Source organism: Peribacillus sp. SIMBA_075 (genome assembly GCF_046534585.1).
Window position 1 is genome coordinate 90,434 of the sequence record NZ_JAWRYN010000013.1, and the last position, 22,331, is coordinate 112,764.

At 34.5% G+C, this 22,331-nt stretch carries 21 protein-coding genes and 1 pseudogene; 20 read left to right on the forward strand and 2 right to left on the reverse strand.

Annotation, left to right across the window (positions count from 1 at the left end; translation table 11 throughout):
- Positions 1-53: 53 nt before the first annotated feature.
- The 11 genes from opp1B (at position 54) to SB775_RS12400 (ending at position 11,836) form a co-directional block, all read left to right on the forward strand.
- Positions 54-986, forward strand: coding sequence for a nickel/cobalt ABC transporter permease (opp1B, locus tag SB775_RS12350; RefSeq protein WP_410861768.1), 933 nt, complete (start codon positions 54-56; stop codon positions 984-986).
- Entirely contained in the window at positions 987-1,886 is a 900-nt protein-coding gene (gene cntC / locus SB775_RS12355) for a staphylopine uptake ABC transporter permease subunit CntC (RefSeq protein ID WP_410861769.1), read from the forward strand.
- Positions 1,883-2,689, forward strand: coding sequence for a staphylopine uptake ABC transporter ATP-binding protein CntD (cntD, locus tag SB775_RS12360; RefSeq protein ID WP_410861770.1), 807 nt, complete (start codon positions 1,883-1,885; stop codon positions 2,687-2,689). The genes cntC and cntD overlap by 4 nt, the downstream gene beginning before the upstream one ends.
- A gap of 2 nt (positions 2,690-2,691) precedes the next feature.
- Entirely contained in the window at positions 2,692-3,438 is a 747-nt protein-coding gene (locus SB775_RS12365) for an ABC transporter ATP-binding protein (RefSeq protein ID WP_410861771.1), read from the forward strand.
- 30 nt (positions 3,439-3,468) lie between these two features.
- Positions 3,469-4,647 carry a staphylopine family metallophore export MFS transporter CntE gene (gene cntE / locus SB775_RS12370; protein ID WP_410861772.1) on the forward strand — a complete coding sequence of 393 codons (1,179 nt, stop codon included), beginning with the start codon at positions 3,469-3,471 and terminating at the stop codon, positions 4,645-4,647.
- An 834-nt stretch (positions 4,648-5,481) separates the two neighbouring features.
- Positions 5,482-6,441, forward strand: coding sequence for a metal ABC transporter substrate-binding protein (locus tag SB775_RS12375; protein ID WP_410861773.1), 960 nt, complete (start codon positions 5,482-5,484; stop codon positions 6,439-6,441).
- Positions 6,442-6,517: 76 nt separating this feature from the next.
- Positions 6,518-7,225: a metal ABC transporter ATP-binding protein gene (locus SB775_RS12380; RefSeq protein WP_125162941.1), complete on the forward strand. Its 708-nt coding sequence runs from the start codon at positions 6,518-6,520 to the stop codon at positions 7,223-7,225.
- Positions 7,171-7,992 carry a metal ABC transporter permease gene (locus SB775_RS12385; protein WP_410861774.1) on the forward strand — a complete coding sequence of 274 codons (822 nt, stop codon included), beginning with the start codon at positions 7,171-7,173 and terminating at the stop codon, positions 7,990-7,992. The genes SB775_RS12380 and SB775_RS12385 overlap by 55 nt, the downstream gene beginning before the upstream one ends.
- Positions 7,993-8,411: 419 nt before the next feature.
- A complete protein-coding gene (locus tag SB775_RS12390) occupies positions 8,412-8,834 on the forward strand; it encodes a Fur family transcriptional regulator (protein ID WP_410861775.1) in 423 nt (140 codons plus the stop codon).
- Positions 8,835-9,106: 272 nt separating this feature from the next.
- On the forward strand, positions 9,107-10,207 hold the full coding sequence (locus tag SB775_RS12395) for an NAD(P)/FAD-dependent oxidoreductase (RefSeq protein WP_410861776.1): 1,101 nt from the start codon (positions 9,107-9,109) through the stop codon (positions 10,205-10,207).
- Positions 10,208-10,216: 9 nt separating this feature from the next.
- Positions 10,217-11,836, forward strand: coding sequence for a nucleoside recognition domain-containing protein (locus SB775_RS12400; RefSeq protein WP_410861777.1), 1,620 nt, complete (start codon positions 10,217-10,219; stop codon positions 11,834-11,836).
- 195 nt (positions 11,837-12,031) lie between these two features.
- Here the strand turns inward: SB775_RS12400 and SB775_RS12405 are convergent, their stop codons facing one another.
- Positions 12,032-12,799 carry a TIGR03943 family putative permease subunit gene (locus SB775_RS12405; RefSeq protein ID WP_410861778.1) on the reverse strand — a complete coding sequence of 256 codons (768 nt, stop codon included), beginning with the start codon at positions 12,797-12,799 and terminating at the stop codon, positions 12,032-12,034.
- A complete protein-coding gene (locus SB775_RS12410) occupies positions 12,799-13,818 on the reverse strand; it encodes a permease (protein WP_410861779.1) in 1,020 nt (339 codons plus the stop codon). The genes SB775_RS12405 and SB775_RS12410 overlap by 1 nt, the downstream gene beginning before the upstream one ends.
- Positions 13,819-14,298: 480 nt before the next feature.
- Here SB775_RS12410 and folE2 point away from each other — a divergent pair, with 480 nt between their 5' ends.
- From folE2 to SB775_RS12455, 9 genes and pseudogenes are all read left to right on the forward strand, one after another.
- Entirely contained in the window at positions 14,299-15,201 is a 903-nt protein-coding gene (gene folE2 / locus SB775_RS12415) for a GTP cyclohydrolase FolE2 (protein ID WP_410861780.1), read from the forward strand.
- Positions 15,202-15,260: 59 nt separating this feature from the next.
- A pseudogene (dcd, locus tag SB775_RS12420) lies at positions 15,261-15,574 on the forward strand (dCTP deaminase); the annotation flags it as partial.
- Between the two features lie 214 nt (positions 15,575-15,788).
- A complete protein-coding gene (locus SB775_RS12425; protein WP_410861781.1) occupies positions 15,789-16,967 on the forward strand; it encodes a GTP-binding protein in 1,179 nt (392 codons plus the stop codon).
- Positions 16,968-17,008: 41 nt separating this feature from the next.
- A complete protein-coding gene (gene rpmG / locus SB775_RS12430; protein WP_098373698.1) occupies positions 17,009-17,158 on the forward strand; it encodes a 50S ribosomal protein L33 in 150 nt (49 codons plus the stop codon).
- 80 nt (positions 17,159-17,238) lie between these two features.
- Complete coding sequence (gene rpsN, locus SB775_RS12435) at positions 17,239-17,508, forward strand: 30S ribosomal protein S14 (RefSeq protein WP_214795881.1); 270 nt, start codon at positions 17,239-17,241, stop codon at positions 17,506-17,508.
- Between the two features lie 76 nt (positions 17,509-17,584).
- Entirely contained in the window at positions 17,585-17,941 is a 357-nt protein-coding gene (locus tag SB775_RS12440; protein WP_410861782.1) for a hypothetical protein, read from the forward strand.
- Positions 17,942-18,229: 288 nt separating this feature from the next.
- A complete protein-coding gene (locus tag SB775_RS12445) occupies positions 18,230-19,408 on the forward strand; it encodes an FAD/NAD(P)-binding protein (RefSeq protein ID WP_410861783.1) in 1,179 nt (392 codons plus the stop codon).
- A gap of 55 nt (positions 19,409-19,463) precedes the next feature.
- Positions 19,464-20,651, forward strand: coding sequence for a GTP-binding protein (locus tag SB775_RS12450; protein WP_410861784.1), 1,188 nt, complete (start codon positions 19,464-19,466; stop codon positions 20,649-20,651).
- Between the two features lie 182 nt (positions 20,652-20,833).
- On the forward strand, positions 20,834-21,751 hold the full coding sequence (locus SB775_RS12455; RefSeq protein WP_410861785.1) for a CobW family GTP-binding protein: 918 nt from the start codon (positions 20,834-20,836) through the stop codon (positions 21,749-21,751).
- Positions 21,752-22,331: the final 580 nt, after the last annotated feature.

Sequence of the window (22,331 nt, forward strand, 5' to 3'; positions counted from 1 at the left end):
ATATTGCAGAAGTAAGTGTGGTTTTTAAAATTTCTATTAAAAGGAGATTTTCTATGGGAAGTTACATCATTAAGAGACTATTCATATCAATCCCTTTACTTTTGGTCATTTCATTTTTAACGTTTATTTTAATTAATCTTTCTCCCTTAGATCCAGTTGAAGTGGTATTGCAAGCGCAAGGTGTTCCAACAATAACAGATGAATTAATTGCTCAAACGAAAGATGAGTTGGGGATGGATAAACCATTTATTATACGATACTTCGATTGGGTTATTGCTTGCTTACAGTTGGACTTTGGGGTTTCCTACGTGACAGGAAAACCGGTTTGGTCGTTAATTGGTCCTGCTTTTCTAAATACGTTAAAACTAACGTTGGTTTCATCTGTTGTCATTATTGTTCTATCGATACTTTTAGGTGTGATCTGTGCGATGAAAGAGGGGAGAATTATGGATAAGTCAGTAAGGGGATTTTCATTTTTCCTAACGGCAATGCCGTCATACTGGATGGCGACTCTTATGATTTGGTATTTTTCCGTAAAAGTGGATTTATTGCCAACAAGCGGAATGGAGTCGTATAAAAGTTATATTCTACCGGTTATTGTCATTGCGATAAGCTATGCAGGCATTTATTTTAGGGTCGTTAGAAGTTCGATGTTAAGTAATTTAAATGAAGACTACGTACTGTATGGAAGGGCATGTGGCTTAACAGAGAGGAAAGTCACCATGCACATCTTAAGAAATTCATTGCAAGTGGCCATTTCGATATTTTGTATGGCTATACCTATTATATTGGGAAGTACAGTCGTTATTGAAAATGTATTTGCTTGGCCAGGATTAGGAAGTTTAAGTGTTCGAGCTATTCTAGGCCGCGATTTCCCGATTATACAAGCGTATGTACTTATTTTAGCAGTGGCCTTTGTATTATTTAATACCATTCCCGACATTATAAACGCTGTGATGAATCCTAAATTAAGGAATGATATCTAAATGAGACTATTTGAAAATTTAATAAAAGATAGGTTAGGCACAATTTCTCTCATAGTTATCGTTGTAACAATCGTTGTTGGCATTTTCGCCCCTATATTTGCTCCACATGACCCTGAAGAAGTAAATATGAGCCTTCGTTATGCTTCTTCATCATGGGATTACCTATTAGGTAATGATCACTTAGGACGATGTATTTTATCCAGAATCATTTATGGCATTCGTCCCAGTGTTTTATGGGTTTTAATTGCATTATTCATATCTGTCTTGATTGGAGCGGTTTTAGGATTTCTAGCAGGCTACTTTAGAAGAAAAGTAGATGCCACTGTTATGAGAATTTGTGACACGATGCTATCTTTCCCAGGATACGTAATGGCATTAGCTGTTGTTGGTATTTTAGGTGTGGGGCTTGAAAATATATTGATTGCGTTTACCTTGATTAAATGGGCATGGTTTGCTCGAATAATCAGAACGTCTGTTATGCAGTTTGCTGAAAAAGAATATGTGAAATTTGCCAAAGCATCAGGTATTAGTGACGTGAAAATTATTTATAAGCACATGGTTCCTGTTACATTTTCTGATATCGCAGTGATTTCGAGCAGCTCAATTGGTTCGATGATTTTGCAAGTATCAGGCTTTTCATTCCTAGGGTTAGGAATTCAAGCCCCAAATGCTGAATGGGGAATGATGTTAAATGAGGCAAGGGAAGTAATGTTTACAAGACCAGAATTAATGTTAGCTCCTGGACTAGCCATTATTATGGTAGTATCTGCATTTAACTTTTTCTCTGATGCACTTCAAGTTGCCATAGACCCTAAATTAATTACTTCAAAAAATAAGCTTCAAGAAGAGTTAACAATCTCTAAAATTAAGCTTCAAAAGAGGTGGCAAAATAATCTATGAATATATTAGAAGTTAGAAATCTGAGAATATGGGATAGTAGCTCCGGTAAAGTGATTATCTATAATAGTTCATTCCATTTAAAGCAAGGAAGCTGTCTGGCAATTGTAGGAGAAAGCGGAAGCGGTAAGTCTCTGACTTGTAGGTCAATAATGCGATTAAATAAATCCTGGCTTCACCAATCAGGAGACATTTTATTTAAAGGCGAAAACTTAAACGAACTTTCCGAAAAGGAGATGAGAAAGAGAAGGGGAAGAAATCTTTGCATGATTCTACAAAATGGGATGAGTGCATTTGACCCTTCCTGTGTAATTGGGGTTCATTTAAAGGAAACGCTTGTTGAACATTTCGGTTGGAGTAATAAAGAAATCGAAGAAAAAATGAAAAATGCTATGGAAAGTGTCATGCTGAAAAATCCGATAGAGATTATGAATAAATATCCACACCAGCTATCGGGTGGAATGTTGCAGCGCATAATGATTGCGTTAGCATTAGTATTAGAACCAGACATTATTATTGCTGATGAACCAACAACAGCTTTAGATACTATTTCACAATTTGAAGTCGTTGAGCAATTTATAAAAATACGGGAAAGAATGGGCTGCTCTATGATCTTTGTTTCTCATGATTTGGGAGTTGTTAGAGCAATTGCTGATGAAGTTATGGTCATGAAGGATGGAGAAATTATTGAAAGAGAAAAATCAAAAACTATATTTTCAGAACCGGAACATGACTATACCAAATATTTAGTATCTACTAGACTAGCGTTGAGTAATCATTTTAAGAAAATAATGGGGAGAGCTTAAAATTGCTAAAGGTTGATAGTGTGGAGAAGTCTTATAAAAGTGGTGGACTCATTTCAAACAAAAGACAAAAGATTTTGAAAAATATTAGTTTTGAATGTGGAAGTGGCGAATGTCTCGGTATTATCGGAGAAAGTGGGAGCGGGAAATCCACCTTAGGTCGTTTACTAATTGGAATTGAAAAGCCAGATCGGGGAACCGTTTTATTTCAGGGTGAAAATGTAGGGGATAGAAGAGTGAGATCGGGTAACATTAGCGCTGTTTTTCAAGACTATAAATCTTCCATTAACCCATTTTTTACAGTTGAGGAAGCCATTATGGAGCCATTAAAAATTAAGAGCAAGCTCAAAATAGAAATTCAAAACAGGATTGATAATCTATTGAATCAAGTTGGATTAAATCCGTCCTACAGAAAAAGATATCCTCATGAATTATCAGGGGGAGAGGTTCAAAGGGTATGTATTGCAAGGGCCATTTCCACAGAACCAAAATGTATTTTATTAGATGAAGCAATCAGTTCTTTAGATGTATCAGTTCAAATACAAGTGCTTGAATTACTTAAGGAATTAAAAAACCTCTACAATATGAGCTATGTTTTTATTACTCATGATATTCAGGCCGCCGCCTATATTTGCGACAGGGTCATTATTTTTAGAAATGGTCAAATTGAAGAAGTAATTAAAATCGAACAATTAAAAAACGTTCAGTCAGATTATGCTAGAAAATTATTGGACAAATTAATAACTTTTTAGATTATTTTCGAACTAGGAGGAGAAAAAATTGTGAGTGGAGCTATGTCTTGGCCGTTTCTGCGTTTATATCTGTTGGTTCTTCTTTATTTTAGTGCCAATGCCATTCTAAATGTTATTATCCCCTTACAAGGGGAATCATTAGGAGCCAGCAATACAACTATCGGCTTGATTATAGGGGCGTATTTGTTTACAACCATGTTCTTTCGTCCGTGGGCAGGTCAAATCATTCAAAAGCATGGACCGATAAAAGTGTTGCGCATTATTCTTATAGTCAATGGTTTTGCTTTAATATTATATACGATTACTGGGTTAGGCGGCTATCTAGTTGCCCGTATGTTACAAGGGGTGTCGACAGCTTTTTTTTCCATGGCATTGCAGATAGGCATTATTGATGCACTACCAGAGAAGGATCGCTCTCAGGGCATCTCACTTTATTCTTTATTCTCTTTTATACCAGGTATTATTGGACCCATACTGGCATTAGGAATTTGGCAAGGAGGTATGGATTATTTTACAGTAGTGATGATAGCAATTGCCATCACTACAGGGGTGTTTGGCTATAGTGCCAAAATGGAAAAAGGAAAGGATCAACCTGTTTCAGTTAATAATGAGCAGGGAGTAAGTATGTTTAAGGCATTTAGTCAGTTGGTACAAAATCCGTTTTTGTTTAAATGCAGCGTATTGATGTTAGTTACCTCCATTGTATTTGGAGCGATTATAACCTTCATACCACTGTACGCTATGCAATTAAAAAACGGCAATGCTGGAATTTATCTCATGCTTCAGGCTGGTACCGTTGTTTTTGCTCGTTTTGCTTTAAGGAAAAGGATTCCTTCAGACGGTAAGTGGCATTCATCTTTTATCATGGGGGCTATGCTTCTTTTAGCAATAGCGGCGCAATGTGTAAGTGTTTCTATAACGGGTGGGGCTTTCTTTTTCTATGCAGGTGCGATTTTAATGGGGATAGCTCAGGCAATAATCTATCCAACGTTAACAACGTATTTAACCTTTGTATTGCCTAAGGTAAATCGAAATGTGTTACTTGGTTTATTTATTGCTATGGCTGATTTAGGTGTTTCGCTAGGTGGTGTCATTATGGGTCCGATAGCTGATTTTTCCTCATACTCATTTATGTATATGATTTGTGCTATCCTAGGTGTGACGATGATCATTTTTGCATATGATCGACGAAAAATATTTGTTGGGTAAATATAAAGGAGTCTTTCAAAAGTTTCATATATGACTTTTGGAAGGGTTTGTTGAATGTGAATTTAATATTTTACTCTTATAGTGGATAATCTTTTTATAGGATTCTTTTTCTTTATGGCTAATTAATTATGTATGAGATAAGCCTTAATTAAGAAAGAATGTAAGTTGGCATATTGTTGTGAATTTAAATCAAAATGATCAATCTTTTTTATAAAAAATAACTCATCTTTAGAAAAAGCTCGTTTTGATCAAACTTTAATCAAAACGAGTTCTTTTTGTTGCAGCTAAATCAGCGTTTACGGAAGTTTTTTAAACAAACTTTATTCCAAGCCAACATCCATACTTTAACCAATTAATTGCCTGATAAGCTTCGTGAAAAATTTTCTAAAGGAATTCTTTTGAATCTCTTATACTTCACTCTTATACTTCAATAGGAATGAATTTATCTGTAAAAGGCCTGAAAGGATTCTTTAGACAGCCAGTCAATATTAAACCTTGATACCTGGGCATTGGTTATCCTTTTGCGATTATGGTTGTTAAATGTACTTTTTAAAAAAAATTAGCAACTTAATCATAAGAAAAGAATACGTTTTGATTATTTTTTTCAAAAAGGATTCTTAGTATAGGTTATCAAAGGATGTATTTGTGTTTTTAGCTACAATTTTGTTAAGGTCAGTAGCATGTATCTGAATTAAAAAGAGATCGTAATAGATTAAATTACCAGTACTGGCGGAATGTATATCCAAATCGTAATTATTCCAATTTACAAATCGTAATAATTACGATATACTACAAATGCTAAAAAAGAGTGAATATATATCGGAGGGTAATTTCATGAAAAAGTTTAACAGAATGTTAGCTCCTGTATTTGCAATCCCACTTATGCTTGTCGGGTGTCAACAAGGGGATGGTAATGAGAGGGCGGAAAATCAAATAAAGAAGGATACTGATAAGATTCAAATAGTCACTACTTTTTATCCAATGTATGAGTTTACAAAAAATGTTGTTGGCGATCTCGCTGATGTAGAATTATTAATTCCTTCTTCCATAGAGCCTCATGATTGGGAACCTTCACCAAAGGATGTAGGTACTATACAAAATGCAGACTTATTCGTCTATGACAGTGAGTATATGGAGACATGGGTGCCTGATATCGAAGAGAGCTTAGACTCTAAAAAGTCTACTTTTGTTAAAGCGAGCGAAGGAATCACTCTAATGGAAGGTGAAGGGCATGAACATGCAGAGAAAGAAAAGCAAGCACATAGTCATGAAAAGGATCCACACGTTTGGTTAAGCCCTGCACTTGCACAAAAAGAAGTTGAGAATATTAAGGATGCATTAATAAAGGTTGATCCAAATCATAAGGAAGAGTATGAAAAAAATAGTGTGGCTTATATAGAAAAACTAAAGGACCTAGATAAAGAATTTAGATCTACACTTGCAGATGTTCCAACTAAAGAAATTATTACTCAACATGCAGCTTTTGGATACTTAGCGAATGAATATGGTCTTAAACAAGTAGCAATTGCCGGCTTGTCTACTGAAAACGAACCAAGTCCTGCTAAGCTTGCAGAATTGAAGAAATTTGCATTAGACCATAATATAAAAACTATTTTCTTTGAAGAAGTAGCATCCCCTAAAGTAGCAAAAACTCTAGCAGATGAAATAGGGGCTGAAACTCAAGTACTGAATACCTTGGAAGGATTAAGTGAAGAAAATCAGAAAAAAGGCGCTGATTATATCCAAGTAATGCAAGATAATTTAGATAAACTAAAGGTTGCATTAAGTAAATAGTTTATGAAATAAAAGCCTGATAAATGAAATAGTTAAGCTTTTTATTTTTTTGTGAAACTGGAAAGGAGTGACATGATTGAATCTTGTAGAAGTAAAAGCAATTAAATTTGGGTATGGCCATACTCCAGCACTAGACGATATTTCCTTTCAAATAAATAGTAGTGAATTCATTGGGGTTACAGGACCTAACGGTGCCTCTAAATCGACTCTGCTGCGATTGTTACTAGGCTTATTAAAGCCTTGGAGCGGAGAGATAAAAATAAGTAAAATTAATGAAAAAGGACTACCGTTAAAAATTGGATATGTACCTCAACAAATAGCTTCATTTAATGTTGGTTTTCCAAGTACTGTTATAGAGTTGGTCCGTTCCGGGAGATTTCGTAAAGGAAAATGGTTTGCTAGATTGACTGCTCTTGACGAGAAGGTTGTTCAAAATGCTTTGGAAATGGTTGGGATGTGGGAATTTAGGAACCATAAAATCGGAGCACTATCTGGTGGTCAAAAACAAAAAATCTGTATAGCACGTGCTTTAGCAGCTGAACCAGACTTTCTTGTACTTGATGAACCAACAACCGGGATGGATTTTGAAAGTAGAAAAAATTTTTATGAATTTATGAGCCATCGAGTTAAGGAGCACAACTGTACGGTCTTGATGGTAACCCATGATCAAGAAGATGTAAAACCTTTTCTTGATAAAATCATTCATCTTGAGAAGGGAGAACGAGATACATGGAAATGTTTGACCTTGAATTCATGCGAAGGGCATTTTGGGCAGGAGGATTAATTGCCATCATTGCCCCAATATTGGGAGTCTTTCTCGTATTAAGGAGACAAGCGTTAATGGCTGATACCCTCTCACACATTTCCCTAGCTGGAGTAGCTGTCGGTTATTTCATTCATACTGATTTAACGTTTTCAAGCTTTCTTGTTGTTATCATTGGTGCCGTCGCAGTAGAGTATATGCGCAGAGCTTACCATTCTTATTCTGAGGTTTCCATTGCCATATTAATGGCTGCTGGTTTATCTCTTGCCCTCTTTTTAATGAGTATTAGTGCTGGTGGCATGACAACTAATGTGGAACAATATTTATTTGGTTCTATTGTAACTATCAGTGATCGGCAAATATATACCATGCTGATTATAACCTTAATAGTTCTCCTGTATTTTTGGATATTAAAAAGGCCGCTATTTTTGTTAACATTTAATGAAGATACTGCATTTGCTAGTGGGATTAATACACATATTCTGTCACTCTCATTCAGTATTTTAACTGGACTAGTAATAGCGGTCATTATCCCTACAATTGGTGTACTGTTAGTATCAGCCCTGCTAGTCTTACCGGCTGCCTTTTCAATAAGGATAGCAAAAGGTTTCAAATGGGTAATTATTACCGCGATAATTACTGCTTTTGTAGGCATCATCACCGGTTTAAGTACTTCCTATTATTTAGGAACTCCTCCAGGAGCAACTATAACGTTACTTCTTGTTGTCATCTTATTACTGGGATTTGCTTTTCAAAAGATTTACTTTTTAAAAAGAAAAGGTCATTGATATGTACTAAAATGTTTTTTTGTTAACTTAGGGAAACCGTAAATCTTTCTGAGAGAAGAAGTGCCAATAATCATCTTACAGTGATAAAATACGCACCTTCTCTCTAGAAAAATGAATAATTTTATTTACATTCCAATATTTTAAATCATTTCATTATCTATTGTATTTGTCAGCAGTTTCGTGTACATCGAAATAAACTATTTATTACGCACTAATTAAATAGTTTATGAAAAAAATAAAGAAATATACTTCTTTGATTTTCTAATGAAAATATGATTTAATTTTAATATAAATCGAAACGATTACGATTTTAGGTGAACATAAAAATGATAGATTATTTAAGACATATGTTTGGGGAGGATTATTTAACTTTAATTTCTTAAAAAGAGATTATTCAATAAGGAAAGGAGTTAATAATGATGAACTTACAATATGAAATAAATTCTGTTTTAACTAGAACGGGTTATAAGATGACGAATAAAAGAAAACTATTAATTAAATTGATAAGTAACAGAAACAGTGAATTTATTTCCGCCAGAATTCTTCATAAAGAGGCTAAATTAAAAATCCCCGGTATCAGTTTAGATACGGTTTACAGAACATTGTTTTTGTTGGAAAAAAAAGGATTTATAGAGAAGAAAGGTATGTGGGAAAGAGAATGTAAATATCAATTAGTGTCTGAAAATACGAGGAGTATGATAAAATGCTTGAATTGTGGGAAAAGTGAATCTCTTGATAAAGATAACTGTCCTATGGATTTCTCAAATGTTTCCTTTAATAATCAATTTAAATTACAAAGGTTTGAGTTTTATGGGTACTGTTACGATTGCTTAGAGAAATAGGTAATAAATCACGTTACATCAAGGGTATTGCATTATAGATATACAATAGTTTATTAAAAATAGTGCCCTAATCACTTACATAACATAAACAAGTTCAACTTCGAACTGTAATAGTAGTTAATTCTATAGATTGTCTCTAAACTTTATAGTATAAATCGTAATTGTTTCGATTTATATTGTCAAAAAGAGCAAGGGAAAATGGAAAATAGGATTCATACTAAACGAGATTCATTTAGCAGTAGTAATAGCGTTCTATAAAAGGAGGAATATACATGATTACGATTATAGGAGGAGGCCCAGCAGGGATTGGTATGGGTGTTCTATTAAAGCAGAATGGAATAGATGATTTTATTATTTTAGAGAGGGATCAAGTTGGTTCAACATTCTTTCAATGGCCTGAAGAAACAAGGTTTATCACACCATCTTTTACTGCTCATGGTTTTAGTTATTTAGATTTAAACGCGATTTTACCTGATACGTCACCTGCATATACTTTTGGAAAAGAACACTTATCAGGGGAGGAATATGGCGAATATTTATGTATGATTGCTGAACACTACGAGTTGCCAGTCAGTGAAAATACACAAGTACATATAGTAGAAAAAAGGGAAGAAAAGTATTGGGTACAAACAAGCGAGAAGGGTGATGGGTTTTTCTCAGAATCAGTTATTATTGCTTGTGGCGAATTCCAATTTCCAAAACGTCCTTTTAAATATGGTATACATTACGGCGATGTTACCTCATGGAAAGAAATTGAAGGGGATAGAATCATAATTGGTGGTGGTGAGAGCGCAGCGGATGCGGCCTATCACTTAAATAAAGATGGGAGAAAATTGGATGTATATTACTCTGCGAAACGGTGGTTTGATATTGATGTAGATCCTAGTAGGACCTTATCACCATTTACAAGCGAAAGGCTTGAATCAACAAAAGCGCTTAATGGAATCTTTGAACATCCAATGAGTAGAGCAATCTCCGTCGAAAAGGACGATGAAAAAGATATGTTTCTCATTAAATTCGAGAATGGTGTTGTTGTGGAAACTAAATGGGAACCAATTATCTGTACTGGTTTTGGGAGCGGTGCGAAGCAATTCAAGGAGTTATTTGAATGGAACGAAGAAGGACTACCAATCTTAACTGAAAAGGATGAGTCCACGCTAGCCCCTTCAGTATATTTGATTGGACCGAATGTAAGGCAAAGTAATACAATTTTTTGTTTTATTTATAAATTCCGCCAAAGGTTTGCCATTATTGCTGAGGATATCTTTTTCCATCATAATCTTTCTCGCAATCAAGAGGTTTTTGATATGTATAAGAAGTCTGCCATGTACCTTGATGACTTATCTTGTTGTGAGAAAGGGTGCGCCTGTTAGGAGATTAAAATGAAAATTGTATTATTAGGTTTAGAATCATCAGGAAAAACTACGCTACTTAAAGGATTATTACAAAAAAAATTCCCTACTCAGGGATCTAATGTTAAAGGATCTACCTCTACAATACTAGAAGTGAATGAAAATCAGACCCGGTATATGGATACACCTGGAATCCGTATAGGAAGTGAATTAGTCTCAAGTCAATATACAAGAAAAAAGATAAAATCTGCAGATCAATATTGGTTTATAGTTAGAGGCACCCACTTTAAAGAGGAGATTGAAGTCTTAACAGAAGTTTTCCCTTTTGAAGATAAGCCGATTGCTGTCATAGTTAGCTTTGAAGATAAAATGGATCAAGAATCACTAAATGAATTAAATGATTTTAAAGAAAAAAACAAATTCCCGTTATTTATAATGGACACACGAAGAGTTGATTCAAGAGTTGGGGATAAAATACGTGAGTTAGCAAGATCAGTTACTTTTGCAGAAAGTGTTGAAATTAATAATTTACGTATAAAAAAAATAAAGGACTTAAAATCACTGTTACAAGTGCGAATCTTAGGGCCATATGTGGCTCTTATTACTTTACTAGTTATCTATTCCCTCCCAATCTTTTTAGCCTACCAGTTTTCAAAAAGAGTAGAGGGCATTGTAGAATCAACCATTGTTAATTCTCTTATTAGATGGAGTGGAGGGGCTCCTGAAACCTTAAAAACTGTGCTATTTGGAGATTTTGGACTACTATCATTGGGAATATACTCCTTCATTTGGGCTTTTCCGGTTGTGATTTTATTCGGCTTAGCTATTGCGATTACAGAAGAAAGTGGATTAAAGGATCAAATTACAGATGCACTTGATCCACTTATGAGAAAAGTTGGTTTAACCGGACAAGATCTTGTTCCTATCATTAACGGTTTTGGATGCAATGTTGTTGCAATACAATCTAGTCGAAGTTGCAACATTTGTACTAGGAAGAATTGCATTTCAGTTATTTCCTTTGGCTCTGCCTGTAGCTATCAGCTAGGAGCATCTCTATCTGTCTTTGGTGCTTCAGGACATATCTTTCTTATTATCCCGTATATATTCATCTTGATATTAATATCACTTATTCACGGAAAAATTTGGAGTGAAAAAACATTGGTACCAATGTTTAAAAAAAGAGAGACTTTCTTGCAATGGCCTTCCGGACAAACTTTATCCTATAGACTAAAGCCTGTTTTAAGCCAATTTCTTGTCCAAGCTATGCCAATTTTTTTAATTATTTGCCTGGTTGCTTCATTATTTGATTTTCTGGGATGGATGGAAATTTTAAAGGAGTTTATCGCACCCTTATTGGTTGTTATTGGCTTATCTACTGATATAGCCCCTGCATTTGTTGCAAGTTTATTCCGTAAGGACGGAATATTATTATTGAATGAAGGTTCCGGAATTATGGCAGAACAAATAGCAGTAGGAGAACTATTTATTGCGGTTTTCCTCTGTAGTACATTTACTGCCTGTTTAGTAACCTTAGTAAAAATAATGAAAGAACTTTCTTTTAAAGAGGCATTCTTATTAGCTGGAAAACAAATGATAACAAGTATTTTAAGCGTTATTTTGTTTTCCATTCTTTTATCGTTGTATAATTAAGTTTCTCGCTTGCTATCAAAAATAATAAACCCAAATGATGAAGTTAGAGGAAAGAATCATATGGAATGAATTGCATTATTTATTCCCCAGTACTTTTTACTATTAAAAAGTACTATATAAAGTAAGAGCAGATTTGATAGTGACTTTATCAAAAGCTGCTCTTACTTTTGTTTATATTGGTAATAGCCTGTCTATCTATTCGGTTATATCTACATATTCATATAAATAGACATCCTTTGGAGCTTGGATTTTCTTAGAAGTGATTAATTGGATCACTGGAACGGTCTCACCATTATAGCTTCCCTTAGTTAATTTCCCTTGAATAGTGTACCAACTATTCGTTTTCATTTTTTTTACATGACCATTAACCTGGTAACCATATAAGTTAGCATCAACGATACAACAGGTCATGGAAAGGCGAGCGATAGCAATTTGATTTTTCGGAAACTGATTCTCTCGATATACAAAACCTGAAATTTCTATTTTTCTTCCTTCGATATCTTCAATATTTGTCATTAAATAGTCCAAGACTTGAAAATAATTTTTATCGTCAACTTTTATTACATCATGTTGATGGAATGTTTCGTTCTTGGCAGAATCGTCAGGCTGGATCTGTTTTTGAACAATTCCTCTCTTTGCCAATACATCTTCGCTTAATGTGAAATTAGTCAATGTAAATCCAAGTAAAATTGGTATCAAAAATAGACCATATTTGGAAATGGAGGTAAGAGACGACTTTGATTTCTCTTGATCTGTTTCACATCCACAGCAATGAACATTCTTTTTTTCTTTTTTCATTCGTAAACATCCCACAATCAAAAATGCTGCTAAGGAAATTAATGAGTATGACAGCATTTTCGGAGCAATTAATTGAGTTAAATTTCCAGATACATATAGCTTGAAAATCATTAGACCTAATCCAAGCAACAATAACGCTTCAAATTTATTAGTAATATTTTTCACTACAAACCTCCTCTACTGATCCAGACCCCTGCTAACAGGCATAAACTAAGGACGACTAAGAAGACTAGCAATATATATATAAGTACAAAACGCCATTTAAAGCATGACATCATGATAAGAGTGTTTTTCAGGTCGAGCATAGGCCCAAATACTAGGAATCCCAAAATTGAACCCGGTAAAAAACTATGGGAAAAGGAGGCAGCCACAAAAGCATCTGCTGATGAACAAAGGGAGAGTATATATGCTATTCCCATCATCAGTACTGTTCCTTGGATTTGTGAATTTCCAAGTTCGGCTAGTATTGTCCTATCAACACAAACTTGAAACACACTGGCAAATACTGCACCTATGATAAAATATTTCCCCACCATAAAAAACTCATCAGTAATATGATTAATTAAATGAGTTAATTTATGTGATAAAGAGGAAAAGTGGTCGTGTTGAGTATGATTGTGCTCATTTGCATTTTCTTTAATAATGTCTTTTCTACAAAAAATATAAACGAATGCACCTACTATAATGGCGGTAAGTATACAAATGATGACCCGTCCATATATAATTTCTGGGTTCTTTTGAAAAGCATAATAGGTAGATCCAAATACTATGATATTTAAAATGGGTGCAGTGACTAATAGAACGACACCTGCATGTATAGGGACACCCTTAATAATCAGCCTACGAACGACTGGTATAATTGCACATTCGCATACAGGTACGATCAGTGCTGCAACGATAGACCAAAAGAGTGCGGCAATTGGTTTTTTTGGTATCATTCGCTGAATTAATTCTTCACTAATAAATAAGTGTATGAACGAGGAAGCGATTGCTCCAAGAAAGAGAAAGGGAATGGATTCTAAGAATAGTCCTAAAAATACAACGAACATTGAATTCAGCATTGGCATGGTTGATAGATTAATTTGAGTCGGAATAAAGCGTTCCCCCAAAAAGAAGAATCCTAGAAAAAGAAGTGATAGGATAAAAAATAATAGATTTGCCGAATAGCGTTTAAAACGCATCATATTAAGAACCACCTTCCTTACAAATCTTAATAATTACGATTTATGTTAATAAAGCATATGCTTGTCTTTATTCAACATGCTCACTTTTTTTTCAAGTAGACATAGTTGTTAAAAGTAAAAGACTCAAAGTTTAGTAAATTCTTGATAGACTACCTGATAGAAAATAAGTAGTTTTTTTATCTTTAACCACTTATAAATAATTGATTTATGAAAGTAAATATTATATGGTTAAAGAACAAAGCGTAATGATTACGATTTATTGTATTTTCGTACTCTTCAAAGTATTCCAGCGTAAAATGAATATTTCTAGAGACTTGTTTAGGGACCAATCATGTGATCACTAAATGGTTTCTAAATTGTACAGAACTTTTGTACTTAACTAAATGAAGAGGAATTCCATTTAGTTTTAGAAAAAGATATTACTCGTGATCAATATTTTTATAACTGGTTAAGAATTATTATTTAAGGGAGTATTAAAAGATGCCAATTCTGGAATTACCTAATAAACTAAACCGACTTCAATATTTTGGTTCAACCTATCCTATTAATGGAGTTAAACCAACAGACAAACAATATATGCCAGACTTGCAAAACATAGAAAAAAATTATTTCTTTAAAATCGACAATGTAGGAATTAAAAAAATTAAGTATCCAGTCATTGTCAAAGCAGAATCTGAACCGGTAATTCAACAAACCATTGGTGAGTTTACACTAACTACTGAATTGTGCAGTAATAAGAAAGGGATAAATATGAGCAGGCTCCCAGAAATTCTTCAAGAAGCCTATTCAAAGGGGATAGAAATGAATCCTCAGTCATTACGTCATTTAGCAAAAAGGATGGCAGAAAGGATGGAACAGAAATCTTCAGCTGTCCAGGTGTCTTTTCCATGGTTTTTTGAAAGAACCAGTCCTGTACTGAGTATGTCAGGTCTGATGAGTGCAGATGTAAATATAGAAGTAGGCTACCAGGAGCCAGCTATATGGAAGGAAAAGATAGGGATGATAGCAACAGTTACAACACTTTGTCCTTGTTCTAAAGAAATCAGTGAATATAGCGCCCATAATCAGAGAGGAATTGTTTCTATTGAAATTGAAACTTATTCAGATAGGGGCTTTCCTCGTAATTTTAAGGAAATCATGTTAGAAGTAATTGAATCGAATGCAAGTGCTAAGCTTTATTCCATCTTAAAAAGGCCTGATGAAAAGAAGGTAACGGAACAAGCATTTGAAAATCCAAGATTTGTTGAAGACCTGATTAGACTGGTTGCTGCGGACCTATATGAATTAAGGTGGGTTCAATCATTTCATATTGAATGCCGAAATGAGGAATCTATTCATTTACATGATGCTTATGCTTCATTATCTTATGATAAAGAAAGGTGATACCATGATACTTTCAGCAAAATACAGAGAAATTGTTGTGAGGATGGGCAGTCCATTATATACCACCACACTCATTCCTTTTAGCTAAAACAAAAGAATAGATTAAACTTCCGGGTAATATTCCCGCGTTCCTAGAAGGGAGAAGTTCAGTAGGCAGGTTGGGACTATTTATTCAAAATGCGGGTTGACCAAGGTTTTGAAGGGAATATAACCCCTTGAGCTTTTTAACGCGAATAGAATCCCGATAAAATTAACTATAGGCCGTAGAATTTGTCAACTTGTCTTTTCTGAAGTGGATCAACAAGCAAAATTATACAAGGGCAAATACTTTGGTCAAAAAAATGCGACATCAAAAGAATTTATAAGGATTTAGAACTCTAAAGAAAGAGATGCAAGAATTTATTTATAAAAAAAACTTGTAAATAGTAATCGTTACGATTTATAATGGTATAGCTATTAACCATAGCGAGAGAGAAAAAGCAAACCTTAATAATTAAGTATAGCTGTGTATTATTACATGTTAAATCGTAATAGTTTCGATTTGTGAAATTAATGATATAAGGGTGCTTTTTGAAAGGAGTGAAAATGTGGGTTCGAAAAGAATTCCAGTTACAGTACTAAGTGGTTATCTTGGTTCAGGAAAGACAACACTACTAAATCACATTTTAACTAATCGGGATAATCTTAAAGTAGCTGTTATTGTCAATGATATGAGTGAAGTAAATATTGATGTTACCTTGGTGAAAAAAGGGGGATTTTCTAAAACCAATGAGAAACTGGTAGAAATGCAAAATGGCTGTATATGCTGTACGCTAAGAGAAGATTTACTGATCGAAGTGGAAAAGCTTTCACAGCTAGGAGATATTGATTATATCGTTATAGAATCAAGTGGAATAAGTGAACCAATACCCGTAGCTCAGACCTTCACCTATGTTGATGAAAATTTGGGAATAGATTTGTCTAGATTATGTAAGCTGGATACTATGGTTACCGTTTTAGATGCTAATCGTTTTTGGCATGATTACGCATCAGGAGAAACTCTATTGGATCGTAAGCAGGCAGTTGATGAAACTGATGACAGGGAAATAGCCGATTTATTAATTGATCAAATTGAATTTGCTAATGTGATTGTACTGAACAAAGTTGATTTAGTATCGTCAACAAATGTTCAAGAACTAAAATCCGTTTTACAAAAATTCAATCCAGAGGCCCGTATTATTGAGAGTGAATATTCACTTGTACCACTTACTCAAGTTCTAAACACAGGACTTTTTGATTTTGAGACCTCCAGTCAGGGGGCAGGGTGGCTTAAAGAATTAAATGAAGAGCATGTCCCAGAAACAGAAGAGTATGGTATAGCATCATTTGTATATCGCCGCAATAAGCCATTCCACCCAGAAAGGCTAATGAATTGGATACATAATTGGCCAGTAGAGGTGGTACGCTCTAAAGGATTTCTTTGGTTAGCTACACGGAACGACATTTCCGGACTTCTCTCGCAAGCTGGACCTTCTCTAACTATTCAGGCAGCAGGAAACTGGATAGTGAGTTATCCCGAAGAAGAGCGAATGCAAATTTTAAAAGATGAACCAGAACTCTTGGATAGTTGGGACGAAACATTTGGTGACCGTTTAACCGAATTGGTTATGATTGGAATTAATATGAATCAAAAAGAAATTGAAAAAGCCTTGGACGAATGCTTACTTTCGGAAGCAGAAATGAATCAAGATTGGTCGGAATTTAAAGACCCACTACCTTCTTTTTAACAAATATGAGTAAATATAAAACAATGTAGGAGGAAATAATGATGAGAATTAATATTACGTTAGCATGTACGGAAACTGGAGATCGCAATTATATTACTACAAAGAATAAACGAAATAACCCGGATAGAATTGAACTAATGAAATATTGTCCACGATTAAAAAGACGTACGTTACACAGAGAAACCAAATAAAGCATTAAGAGCATAAATTAAAAAAGCAATAGCATTTATAATAAAACGTAATCGTTTCGATTTGCAAAAGGAGAATTATTATGGCGAAAAAATCAAAAGTTGTTAAAGAACAAAAAAGGCAGGAGATGGTGATGAAATATGCAGCCATTCGTGCAGAGTTAAAAGAAAAAGGTGATTTTGAAGCACTAAGAAAACTTCCTAGAGATTCTTCACCTACACGGCTTAAGAACAGATGTGAAGTAACTGGAAGGCCAAGGGGTTATCTAAGAAAGTTCAAAATGTCTAGGATTGCTTTTAGAGAGTATGCTCACAAAGGTCAAATACCGGGTGTGAAAAAAGCTAGTTGGTAAAATATTCAATCTGCCAACTACCAGGTGTTAAAATCTGGTAGTTGGTGTTTTTATGTAAATATTAAGGGGTGAAAATATGGAGCGGATTAATCCTATCTTAATGGAATTTTTACTTCGAAGTGTTATCAAAAAATTACCTGATATACACAGAGAAGTTTACCAGTATATTGAGAGTATGGAATATCAATTAGAGGAAGTTTCTGTGGATGAAAAACAATTTCTTCAGTTAATGATTGAGAAATCTCCATTTAAAGCGGCAGCAGACCACTTCTCACTCCATATCTCTACAATAAAGGAAATAATGGATGAGGCACAAATGGAAATAGATAAATCTATAGATGAACGGTGTAAACGAATTAAATGGATTGATTATACCGATAAATTAAAGCAATCCGATAAAACTACCCAGCGAGCATTTATCTTCTTATCTTAACCTTAAAACCATCTTCGCAAAAGATAACTGAACCATTCTAATTTAAGTATTGAGGTATTTTCCAATAATACTTCATTAATTTCCTTTTGAGATAAGGGAAAAAGACTAATCTGGTGCTAGTTCAATATCATTATGCAGGGGCACTTTTACCCTCACAATTTAAGATAGGATGCATGCTATAAACTCATATATTGATGAAAAACAACAAATGGAGAGATATTTGCATACAAGGATTGCGTCTTCTTACAGTAAGTAATTATGATATTGATTATACATAAGGAGGTAGTTATGTTTAAGTGGATTATTGTTGGAGGCGGCATACAGGGAACCACATTAGCCACATTTTTATTAAAGACTGGCAAGGTAACCATTAATGAGTTAGCTATTATTGATAAAAATGCTAGTCCTTTGGAAAAGTGGAAAAAACGAGCTGATATCATATCTATGCCGTACCTTCGGTCACCGGTTGTACACCACATCGATGTTAAACCAGATAGTTTAAAAAGCTACGTGAAAAGAAACAAAAATGATTGGCCTACAGCTCTGTACGGATATTATAAACGTCCTTCACTTGATGCGTTCAATGAACACTGTAATCAGCTTATGGAAGAAGTAGCAATTAAAAAAGCTTGGATACAAGGAGAAGCATTAACCCTTGAAAAGACAGATGATCGTTGGTCTGTTTCTTTAACTAATGGGCAGAAGGTATATGGAAAAAATCTTGTCTTAGCTTTGGGGATAGGTGAACAACTTATGTGGCCTGAATGGGCAAGGGCTTTGAAGAAAAAAAACCCAGATAAGGTATTACATATTTTCGATGATAAAGTACTGGATTTCACTTCAATTATGGCACCTATTGCTATCATAGGTGGTGGCATTACAGCTGCACATCTAGCTGTAAAAATGTCAAACCATTTTCCTGCTGAAGTTACATTAATAAAAAGGCACCCCTTTCGAATCCATACCTTTGATAGTGACCCAGCGTGGCTTGGACCAAAGAATCAGACGGGTTATCGAAAAATAACGGACTACCGAATGCGAAGAGAACAAATCAAAAACGCCAGACATAGAGGGTCACTTCCGCAAGATTTATATGCAACCTTAAAAAATAGAATAAGAAAAGGAACAATCCGTGTTGCCGATCATGAAGTGATGGCGATAAAAACAGAAGATAAACGGGTGCACTTATTCAACGATAAAAATAATAAAATCGGAACCTTTGGAATGGTAATATTAGCTACTGGTTTTGAATCATCTTTACCCGGTAAATCTCTAATACAACCTATTATAGAAAAATATCATTTAAGGTGTGCAGAATGCGGTTATCCTATTGTTTCAAAAAATTTACAATGGGGAGAAAACTTATATGTGACAGGTGCATTAGCAGAACTTGAAATGGGTCCTATAGCACGTAATATTTCTGGTGCACGTCAAGCTGCAAGTTTAATCGTAAATTCTTTATGCTAAAACATATCGTGTAAATCGAAATGATTACTATTTATTAGATGGTGAGGGAAATGATATGAAAAAAATTCCGGTTACGGTATTAAGTGGTTATCTAGGGGCAGGAAAGACAACTTTACTGAATCATATTTTAAAAAATAGCCTAGGATTAAAAGTGGCAGTGATAGTAAATGACATGAGTGAAATAAATATTGATAGCGAACTGGTCAAAAAAGGCGGTCATGTTTCTCGGGTAGAAGAGAGGCTTGTTGAATTGTCCAACGGCTGCATTTGCTGTACTTTACGTGAAGACTTACTTCAAGAGGTAGAAAAGTTGGCTAAAGCAGGAGATATTGACTATATTCTCATAGAGTCAACTGGGATTAGCGAGCCTATTCCCGTGGCTCAAACATTTACATATATAGATGAGAATATGGGTATCGATTTAACTAAATATTGCCGATTGGATACTATGGTTACGGTTGTAGATGCGAATCGATTCTGGCATGATTTTCAATCAGGGGATTCCTTACTGGATAGAAAGGAAGCAGTAGGCGAGAGTGATGATAGAAATATTGCTGATTTATTGATAGATCAAATTGAATTTTGCGATGTACTCATTCTTAATAAATGTGATTTGGTAGAGGATGAAAACTTAAATCAATTAGAGAATGTATTACGTAAATTACAACCTGATGCTAAGCTGATCCGTACAGAAAATAGCCAGATAGATCCAACAAACATTTTGGATACTAGACTGTTTGATTTTGATAAAGCAAGCACCTCAGCAGGTTGGCTTCAAGAATTAAATGAAGGGCATGCTACACATACACCCGAGACCGAAGAATATGGAATATCATCGTTTGTTTATGCAAGAAGATTGCCTTTTAATTCAGAGAAATTTTCAAATTGGATACATTCAATGCCTAAAGAAATCGTACGAGCTAAAGGGATTGCATGGTGTGCGACCAGAAATAATGTAGCTTTGCTATTTTCACAAGCAGGGCCATCAGTGACACTTGAGCCATTGTCTTATTGGGTTGCCTCTCTATCGGAAATACAACAAGAGGAGATATTTAATAATGAACCACAAATCCTTAAGGAATGGGATATTGAGTATGGAGATCGTCATACTAAGCTAGTCTTCATTGGGATGGATATCAACACAAGAAAACTCACAAAAGAATTGGATGCGTGCTTGTTAACGGTAAGTGAGCTAGAAAGGAACTGGGCAGGGCTTCCAGACCCATTTACTTGGAATGTATAAGATAAATCCGTTTATGAATAGGTAAGATTATATGATAAGTATTCAATTATACGGAAATAAGTTTATTTAAAATGAGCAAACATGAAAACCTGGTAAAAAGGAAAACAAAAGTTTGCATCAAATAAAGACATATTATTACTAACATAATTTTAAAGTAACATGTTTATTAAGGAGTAGTTAAAATGGCACAAGTAGAGGTAGTTATCATAAGTGGATTTCTCGGAAGTGGAAAAACTACTTTGTTGCAGAATCTATTAATGGATGAAAAAGGTAGCGGAAGAAAAGTGGCAGTTTTAATGAATGAATTGGGCGAGAAATCCGTTGATTCGGACATAATAGGGGACAAGGTTCCTCTACAGGAATTGTTGAATGGATGTATCTGTTGCACGGCTAAAGATGAATTGGAAATCTCTTTATTAACATTATTCCATATGCATCAACCTGATGTAATATACATAGAGGCATCTGGTGTGGCCCATCCTATAGAAATCCTGGATGCTTGTCTGTCTCCTGTCATTGCAGACCGTATATCCATACGCTCAATCATAACAACGGTTGATGCAGACAGATGGTTACAAAGGAGCAGAATTAGTCCTCAACTGAATCGCTTATATGAAGAGCAAGTAAAACATGGAGATACCTTGATCATCAATAAAACTATTCGGTTAAGTAAAAAAGAATTACAGCAAATTAAAGCTGATTTAAAATCAATAAATCCAGGTGCAACTCTTCATTTAACTAATTTTTCGAACATATCATTATCAGGTATTCCTTATTCCAATCGTAATTCCATTTGTGAATTTGAGAAGTTGAATGTTCATCAACGTTTGCATATCCAATCATTAACCTATACCTTTACGAATGAAATTAAAAAAACAGAATTTGAAAATTGGTTAATGAAACTTCCTGATACAATTCACCGAATAAAAGGCTTTGTTCGATTCGAGGAAGAAAAAGGGAAAGTTAATCTATTCCAATATACATACGGGGTACCTTCTTATTATCCACAAGATATTGCTTTTAAAAATCATTTCGTTGTTATTGGAGAAAGTCTAGACAGTAGGGAAGTTTACTCTCAATTAAAAGATCTCGAAAATTAATATTAATAAGACGTGAACTTAAAAAACTTCTATATTAAGATATGAGCTGCCATAAAGGCAGCTTCAGGCTGTCGACAAAGTCGACAGCTGTTTTTTATAAAAAGTTTAGCAACAATATGTTGTGTCCTTCTTTCATAGTCACAACTAAATATGCTAATTAAAAGATAAAAAACCCCCTTTTTCTCCAACGATTCTTTGGGAAAAGGGGTTTGTCTACACTCTTAAATATATAATATTTTTTCTTTGGGTAATTCAGCTAAATATGACTTTCTCTTCAAACTTTAAAAAATTATGTATGTTTTGTAGTGTGATATGCTTTTCTTTATTTTTCTTCCAATAAGAGCGCCTATGCTGTAAAAAGGTCTATCAGGATTAATAATAAGTTGGGTTGCAATCCAATTAAGGTTGTCGTTGTTTCTTTTCAAATATCTGCTTAATGAAGATCTATTCCTTTATCTTTTGTATTAATGATATCAAAAAAATTAATTTCTTTAGCTTCATCACAGTGAAAAGCTAGGAAGGGCACATTTAACATCGCACTTGTTTCTTTTGTATATACTCCGATTCCCCCCTAATCTAT